The organism is Sphingopyxis sp. KK2, from assembly GCF_001990265.1.
Taxonomy (GTDB): Bacteria; Pseudomonadota; Alphaproteobacteria; order Sphingomonadales; family Sphingomonadaceae; genus Sphingopyxis.
Genome location: NZ_LYVN01000178.1, coordinates 1 through 6843, shown reverse-complemented (window position 1 = coordinate 6843; position 6843 = coordinate 1). Strand labels below are relative to the sequence as shown.

Annotated in this window: 6 protein-coding genes; 3 read left to right on the top strand and 3 right to left on the bottom strand. The window is 67.1% G+C overall.

Annotated features, from left to right (window positions below):
* The coding region (locus B1A78_RS19475; RefSeq protein ID WP_077148549.1) for a cytochrome P450 at positions 1–984 on the top strand (984 nt) is incomplete at its 5' end.
* A gap of 56 nt (positions 985–1040) precedes the next feature.
* Entirely contained in the window at positions 1041–1529 is a 489-nt protein-coding gene (gene msrB, locus B1A78_RS19470) for a peptide-methionine (R)-S-oxide reductase MsrB (protein ID WP_083734340.1), read from the top strand.
* A 4-nt stretch (positions 1530–1533) separates the two neighbouring features.
* Here msrB and B1A78_RS19465 read toward each other — a convergent pair whose 3' ends face one another.
* The 3 genes from B1A78_RS19465 to B1A78_RS19455 are packed head-to-tail and all read right to left on the bottom strand — an operon-like array spanning position 1534 to position 5296.
* Complete coding sequence (locus B1A78_RS19465; protein ID WP_077148546.1) at positions 1534–3330, bottom strand: hypothetical protein; 1797 nt, start codon at positions 3328–3330, stop codon at positions 1534–1536.
* Between the two features lie 13 nt (positions 3331–3343).
* A complete protein-coding gene (locus B1A78_RS19460) occupies positions 3344–3763 on the bottom strand; it encodes a GtrA family protein (protein WP_083734339.1) in 420 nt (139 codons plus the stop codon).
* Between the two features lie 3 nt (positions 3764–3766).
* On the bottom strand, positions 3767–5296 hold the full coding sequence (locus B1A78_RS19455; protein WP_077148545.1) for an NAD(P)/FAD-dependent oxidoreductase: 1530 nt from the start codon (positions 5294–5296) through the stop codon (positions 3767–3769).
* Between the two features lie 157 nt (positions 5297–5453).
* Here B1A78_RS19455 and B1A78_RS19450 point away from each other — a divergent pair.
* The coding region (locus B1A78_RS19450) for a tetratricopeptide repeat protein (protein ID WP_077148544.1) at positions 5454–6843 on the top strand (1390 nt) is incomplete at its 3' end.

Genomic DNA, 6843 nt, shown 5'->3' with positions numbered 1-6843 from the left:
GAGGGCGAGATCCCGATGCCGATGTTCATCGCGATGGACCCGCCGCAGCACACCGCGCAGCGCCGCACCGTCGCCCCCGCCTTCGGCCCCAGCGAGATCGAGCGCATGCGCGCCGACACCCAGGCGCGCACCGCGGCGCTGATCGACACGCTGCCGGTCGGCGAGACCTTCGACTGGGTCGAGCGGCTGTCGATCGAGCTCACCACCGACATGCTCGCGATCCTCTTCGACTTCCCGTGGGAGGAACGCCACCGGCTCACCGGCTGGTCCGACGCGCTCGGCGACATCGAAAGTTTCGATACGCTCGAAAAGCGCCAGGTCCGGCTCGGCAAGGCGTTCGAAATGGGCGCCGCCTTCAAACAGCTCTGGGATGCCAAGGCGCTCAATCCCGGCAAGCACGACCTCATCTCGATCATGCTCCAGTCCGACGCGATGAAGCATATGAGCGAGAACGAGTTCATGGGGAATCTCATCCTGCTGATCGTCGGCGGCAACGACACGACGCGCAACTCGATGTCGGCCTATGCCTATGGCCTCCACTGCTTCCCCGAGGAACGCGCGAAGCTCGAGACGAACCACGACCCCGAACTCGCGGTCAATGCGATGCACGAAATCCTGCGCTGGCAGACCCCTCTCGCGCATATGCGCCGCACCGCGACCGAGGATACCGAATTGTTCGGCCACCAGATCAAGGCGCGCGACAAGATCGCGCTCTGGTACGCCTCGGCGAACCGCGACGAGAGCGTCTTTCCCGACGGCGACCGCATCATCGTCGACCGCGAAAACGCCCGCCGCCACCTCGCCTTCGGTTACGGCATCCACCGCTGCGTCGGCGCGCGCGTCGCCGAATTGCAGCTCACCACGCTGATCTCCGAAATGCAGAAGCGCCGGCTGCGCGTGAACGTCCTCGCCGAACCCGAGCGCGTCCATGCGAGCTTCGTCCACGGCTATCGCCACATGCCGGTTCAGCTCGAGAAATATTGAGCGGGGTTGAAACCTCGGCGGCGCCGCCAACGTATCAGGGGTAAAGGAGCCCTGCCATGATCGAACGGCGTTATCTTATCGGCGGCCTCGCGCTCGGCGGCGCGCTCATCGCCGCGCCGATGCTCTTCGCCAAGGCGTCACCGCGCCCGAAGGGCCAGCCCGGCTGGCAATTGAGCGAGGCCGAGTGGAAGAAACGGCTGACGCCCTTCCAGTACAAGATCCTGCGCGAGGCGGGCACCGAGCGCCCCTTCACCAACGCGCTCGACAAGGAAAAGCGCGCCGGCATCTTCGCCTGCGCCGGCTGCGCGCTGCCGCTCTATTCGAGCAAGACCAAATATGACAGCAAGACCGGCTGGCCGAGCTTCTATGCCCCGCTCGCCAATGCGATCGGCACCTCGACCGACCATGAGCTCGGTTATGCCCGTACCGAGGTGCATTGCCGCCGCTGCGGCGGGCACCTCGGCCATGTCTTCAACGACGGCCCGAAACCGACGGGCAAGCGCTATTGCATGAACGGCGCAGCGCTTACTTTCCGCCCCGCCTGACGCGTCAGCGCCGGATACGATAGACGCGCAGCTGGCCCTGCGACAGCTTGGCGTCATAGGCCAGCCAGTCGACCGTTTCGCCGCGAATCAACCGCCCGGCCAGCCCTTGCGGCTTCACCCGTGCCAGATTTTCGCTCTCGGGCAATTGCGTGCACAGCAACAAGATATCGGCATGGCTCGCCTCGACGATCGGCTTGGCCTGCGCCGGATCGGACAGGAAGGCGGTGATGACCTGATTCATCGCGCGATGATTGCGGTGATGGCCGGTCGCGATCACGCTGTGCCGGGTGCGGACGAGGATCGAGGGGCCGAGGTCGAGCGGCGCGAAGATCAGCGTTGCGGGCTCGCGCGCGAGCGCTGCCAGCATCGGCTGCGTCGGACAGCTTTCGTCCGCCGCCGACGGCTTGCGGAGCGCCACCATCTCGTCGGGCAGCGCCGCGAGCATCGCGCGCTCGGCAAGCTGGGCATCGAACGCCGGGATCGCGGTCAGCACGAGCATCGTCGCGCCGATGCGGGCGAGCGCCGACTCGCGGGCCCGGCTCCAGTCCCACAGCGCCGCCGCCATCGTGCCGAAGGCGGGCACCAGATAGGCATGGGTCGTCGCACCGGTGCGAAAGACGATCATCGACAAGGGCACGCTGCACAGCAGCACGAAGAGCAGCCGGTTCCAGTTGTCGGCAAATTCGCTGCCGCGCGCGCGGCGCCAGGCCCAGATCGCGGCCCCGAAGCCGACCACAGTCGGGGTGAAGAACAGCGCCGCGATTGCGGGGTCCTGCGCCCACACCGGGCGCCCCTCCATCACCCGCTCGTACCAGAAGTGCCGGACCAGCGGTTCGAGTTCGCCGAACGGCCCGCCGAGACAGGGCCGGCCGAGGATCGCGAAAACGCCGGCCCCGGCGATGCCCGCCAGCACGAGCGCGACCAAGCGGCGTTGCCAGGTCGCGGTCAGCCCCCGGACCTGCATACAGGCGAACAGGACGAGCCCCGTCGCCGCCGCGCCGCCGGCATAGGATGGCGCAAAGGCATCGCAATGGAGCGTGACGAAGGACTGCCAGCCGCGGAAGATCAACGACCAGATCGGCGGGATCACCGCCAGCCCCGCCGCGAAGCCCGCGAGCCGCGATGCCGCGCGCAGATCGCGCAGCCAGTCGAGTGCGAACAAAGCGCCGAAGATGGCGAGATAGGGAAGGCCCTCGAGCGAGATTTCGACATGCGCCGCGATGACGAGCGCCGCGACGAGCCCGCGGCCGAAGCTTGGCGGGCGGAGCGCGAGCCACAGCATCGCGACCGACAGCAGCAGCTGCCAATTATGGTGATCGACGCGCAGCGGCACGAAATAATGGAGGAAGGTCACGCCCGTCGCCGCGACGAGCATCCCCCCGATCGCCTGTCTCTTGTCGCCGAGCATCGCGAGGACGCGCGCCAGCAGCAGGAACAGCGGCAGGATGAGCAACAGCGGATAGATGGCGAGCGCCCAGCGCTCGGCCGCTTCGGGCGCGAGAAAAAGACGCAGCAGCAGGATCAGCCCCGCGATCTGCATGTCGATGAAGCGCGACCAGTGCATCAGCCCGCCGCCACCCTCGGGATTGATCCGATATTGGGTGACGTCGAACCAGCTTTGACCCGCGAGCAGGTCGCGGACCTGGACGATGCGCAGATAATCGTCGTTGTCGCGCAGGTCGAGCACCGCGATAGCGGTCCAGAAAACGGCCAGGCAGACGAGGACGACGGCAACCCACAGCAGCAGGGCGAAACGGTCGAGGTCGATCCGGTCGATCAGGGGGCGCTGCGCGCGGTCCATCGTTTGGCGGTCTTCAGTCGGCCGCGAAAACGAGCGTCTTGCGCAGCACATAGGTCGCGACGAAAGAGACGGCGATCGCCGCGAGCTTCGAGAGATTGGCGTCGAGCCCGGCGCGGTCGCCCGCCCAGACGATCGCGACGGTCAGCCCCAGCCCGACAAAGGCCGAGCCGAGGAACAGCCCCTTCTGCCGCACCCGGTCGAGCCCGGCGGTGCGCGCACCCTCGACAAAGACCAGCCGCGAGCTGATCAGCCAGTGGATGACGATCCCGGCGCCATAGCTCGCCGCCGCCGCGGTGACGGGCAGCCAGCCGGCGAGCAGGAAGAGGTTGAACAGGCCGACGTCGCCGACGAGCGCGACCGCGCTTGCCCCGACATAGCGCAGGAAGGTGACCTCGAGCAGCCGGCGCGCGAAGGACGGGAGCGCGGCGATCACGGCTTACGCCGCCTTGGCGACGCGCGCGGGCACGTCGCGCACCGACGCCAGCGCCGCCTGTTCGCCCTCGGTGCCGCTTTCATGATATTCGGCGTCCTCGTTGACGCCCCAGATGTCGTAGACGCGCTCGCCGGCGACGATATTGCGCACCGTCAGCATCGCGGTCATCATCGCATGATCCTGGTTGTTATAGCGGTGCATGCCGTTGCGCCCGACCATGTGCAGCGTCGGGTAACGCGCCTCGAGCTCGCTGCGCATCGTCTCGACATGCGCGGCATATTCGTCGTCATAGACCGGATAGGCCTTTTCCTGCCGCACCACCGCGCCGCCGACGACATCCTTGGGGTCGCACAGGCCGAGGATCGCCATCTCGCGCTTGGCAAGCTCGACCAGATCCTCGTCACTCGACGCCCACAGGCCATCGCCTTCGAAACAGAAATATTCCAGGCCCACGCAGGCAAGCTCGGGATCGGGCACCATTTCGGGCGACCAGCTGCGGAAATTCTGCACCCGGCCGACCTGCACCTTGCTGTCGTGGATATAGATCCAGTTGTCGGGGAAGAGATCCTCCGACCGGATCTTGAGCGCGACGGTCAGGAAGTCGCGATACTTCAGCGACGGCGCCGCCGAGAGCGCGCACGCCGGCAGCGGATGGATGCGCGCCGCGAGCTCGCGCATCGGCGCCGAGCTGATCACATGCGCGGCGTCGATCACGATATCGCCGTCGGGTCCGTTCGCGGTCAGCCGCCAGCGGCCGCTCACCTGGTCCTGCGTCAATTGCTTGAAGCTGTGATCCATCAGCACATGGTTGCCGCCCGCGACCACCTTGTCGCGCGCCGCGTCCCACATCATGCCGGGCCCGAGCCGCGGATAGCGGAAGGTTTCGAGCAAAGTCTTGGTCGCCATGCCGTCATTGGGCTTCTTGTTGAGCCCCAGGCTGCGCTTCAGCCCGTCGAGCACCGCGGCGCCGAGGCTGAGCCCCTTGATGCGCTGCGCCGCCCAGTCGGCCGACATTTCGTCGCACGGCATGCCCCACACCTTCTCGGTATAGGTCTTGAAGAAGATCGAATAGAGCTTCCGCCCGAACTGGTTGATCGTCCAGTCCTCGAAGCTGCGGACCGTCTTGTTCGGGAAGAGCTTCGCCTGCGCATAGCTCGCCATGCACAAGGTCGAACGAATGACGCCGAGATTCCACAGCGCCTCGAACGCGCGCAGCGGATAGGAATAGAATTTGCCCTCATAATAGATGCGGCTCATCCGCGGGCGCTCGATGAAGTCGTCGGGCAGAATCTCATTCCACAGGTCGACGACTTCGCGGCTCTTCGAGAAGAAGCGATGCCCGCCGATATCGAAACGAAAGCCCTCATGCTCGACCGTGCGGCTGATCCCGCCGACATAGACGGGGTCCTTTTCGATCACGGTGACCTTATAGCCTTCCTTGGTCAGCAGATAGGCGGCGGTCAGCCCCGCAGGCCCCGCGCCGATGATCGCGACGTCGGCGCTGGTCGGACGCTGTTTCGAAACTTCGGACATTGATGACTCCCCACGCAACTTGCCGTTACTCGCATCTGCTCTGCGCGATCATGGCTAAAAATTGGTTAATAGGCACAAAGCCGCGTCGATCGGATCGATCCCGCGCCCCTCGTCCGGCCCCGATTTACTCGCCCGCATCGCCGCGGTAAGCAGCCTGATGGTCGGACGCCGCTTCCTGCCGTGGTTCATCGCACCGCTGCTTGCGGTCGCGGCACCGTCGGCGGCGCAATTCGTCCCGCGCGACGCCCTGATCCCGGCCGAGCGCGCGGCGCAATCGCTCCCCCCCGATAGCGCCGCGCCGACCCCCGCCGAAACCGAGCGGATCGCCGCCCTCGAACAGCAGGTGCGGATCGACCAGCCATGCAACACGACCTGGCAACCCGAACTCGAAGCGCCGCGGCGCGCGCTGCTCGCGCTCTACGAGGCGAGCTACGGCCCCGATCACCCGGCCACCGCCCGTCCCCTGCTCTCGCTGCTTTGCCATTTCGCCTATAATGACAAGGCCTCGGCCGAACCCGACAGCATCATCGCACGCCTCATCGCGATCGGGCGCGATCGCGGCCAGCCGCTCACGCTCCATGCCGGACTCGCGGCGCGCACGCAGCGGCTGCGCGAACAGGGCAAGGCGGTGGCTGCCGTCGCCGATGCCGAGGAAGCGCTGCGACTCGCGCGCGAGCATTTGGGCGCGCGGCCGGCGATCGTCGCCTCGGCGGCGGCCAGCCTCGCCGCCGCGCTCGAAGGCGCGGGGCGCGCGGTCGATGCCGAACCCCTCCTTCACCAGGCCGCGGCGCTGCGTCAGGCGATCCCCGACGGCGACCGCTTCGAACTCGCCGCCGCCTATGAAGCGCTCGGCAACAATCTGGCCGCACAGATGCGCATCGACGACGCGCGGCTCTGGTATGGGCGCGAACTCGATATTTTCGAGGCCGCGCTCCCCGGCGCCGACGTCGGCACGCTGACCAGCATCATCCTCTATTCGCAGCGCCTTTTCACCGCCGATCCCGCGCGCGTCGACGCGCTCTATCGCGCCGTGCTCGCGCGGCAAGAGGCGCTTCCGGGCAGCAGCGACGCACGCAACTGGATGACGCTGTGGAATCTTGCCAAATCCTCGTCGCTGCGCCTCGACCTGCCCAACGCCGTCTTCCGCGACGATTTGTCGGAGGCGGTCGCCTATCAGCGCCGCGTCATCGCCGCGGTCGGCCCCGGCCCGGACAACTGGCACGAACGCGATCTCGCGCGGCTGCTCGGCCAGCGCGCCGACACCGCGCCCGAGGCCGAACGCATCTATCGCCGCCTGCTCGCCGCCGACCCGGACGATATCCAGCTGGTCGAGATGCTCGGCGACACGCTTTGGATGCTCGGCCGCTATGACGAGGCGATGCCGTACCGCCAGCGCAGCATCGCCGACACCCGCGCGCGCCTCGGCGCCAGCCACCGCGAAACCTTGCGCCAGACCTATAACCTCGGGGTCACGCTATGGGGCGTGCGCCGGCCCGCCGAGGCGCGCCCCTATTATGAGGATGTGCTGGCGGGCTATCGCGCCGAGC

What these genes read in the sequence shown, in the direction of transcription:
- msrB (WP_083734340.1), top strand. Translation starts at nt 1,041, where the DNA reads ATGATCGAACGGCGTTATCTTATCGGCGGCCTCGCGCTCGGCGGCGCG.
- B1A78_RS19465 (WP_077148546.1), bottom strand. Translation starts at nt 3,330, where the DNA reads ATGGACCGCGCGCAGCGCCCCCTGATCGACCGGATCGACCTCGACCGT.
- B1A78_RS19455 (WP_077148545.1), bottom strand. Translation starts at nt 5,296, where the DNA reads ATGTCCGAAGTTTCGAAACAGCGTCCGACCAGCGCCGACGTCGCGATC.